We start from the raw sequence: 899 nt of genomic DNA, 5'->3' as shown, positions 1-899 counted from the left end.
TCGGCGACAGTGTCAGTTGCCGAGAGCGTCAGGCCAGTGGTGTCCTGGGTGTCTGTGACGATGGTGTCGGCAGGCTTGCCGTCGATGTCCAGTTTTTCGTAGTTGCCGCCCTTGGCGTCATCAATCTTCACGCTCAGGTTATCGCCGCCCGCGAGGGCGTCGTTTGGTGTCACGAAGTTCACGGTGCCGCTGCTGGCGCCAACCGGAATGGTGATGGTCTGGCCGTTGCTCAACGTCACGACGAGCGGGGCATCAGTGACCGGTGCATTGACCGAGGCGGTGTACACCACGGTSCCRCCTTCCGCGACGGTGGACGTTGCGGTCAGGCTGACAGTCGACGTGTCGATGGTGTCTGTAACGTCAGTCACCGCTGGGGTGGTGCTCGGAACCAGGTTCTCGAAGTTGCCGCCAGTGGCGTTGTCGATGCTGACTTCGACTTTGCCGGCGTCTTTGTAGACATCGTCTTTTGGTGCGTCGACGGTCACGGTGCCGGTGGTGGCGCCTGCTGCGATGTTGATCACCGCGCCGTTGCTCAGGGTGACAGTCACTGGCGAGCCGGCGGCGTTGGTCAATGTTGCGGTGTAAACGATCGAGCCGCCTTCGGCCACAGTGTCAGTTGCCGAGAGTGTCAGGCCAGTGGTGTCCTGAGTGTCCGTGACGGTGGTGTCGGCAGGCTTGCCGTCGATGTCCAGTTTTTCGTAGTTGCCGCCCTGGGCGTCGTCGATCTTCACGCTCAGGTTGTCGCCGCCAGCGAGGGCGTCGTTTGGCGTAACGAAGTTTACCGAAGCGGAGCTGGCGCCGACTGGGATGGTGATGGTCTGGCCGTTCGACAGGGTGATAACTAACGGGGCTTCGGTCACGGGTGCATTGACCGAAGCGGTGTAAACCACGGTGCCGCC

The 899-nt window shown here is 61.9% G+C and carries 1 protein-coding gene; it reads right to left on the bottom strand.

The genetic code is table 11. The features are described 5' to 3' along the window. The coding region (locus AB4Z20_RS27970; protein ID WP_442091226.1) for an immunoglobulin-like domain-containing protein at nt 1–899 on the bottom strand (899 nt) is incomplete at both ends.

Source organism: Pseudomonas sp. KB_12, assembly GCF_052114545.1.
GTDB lineage: Bacteria > Pseudomonadota > Gammaproteobacteria > Pseudomonadales > Pseudomonadaceae > Aquipseudomonas > Aquipseudomonas brassicacearum.
Note: the sequence above shows the minus strand (reverse complement) of the source record. Positions and strands in the feature narration are given on the sequence as shown.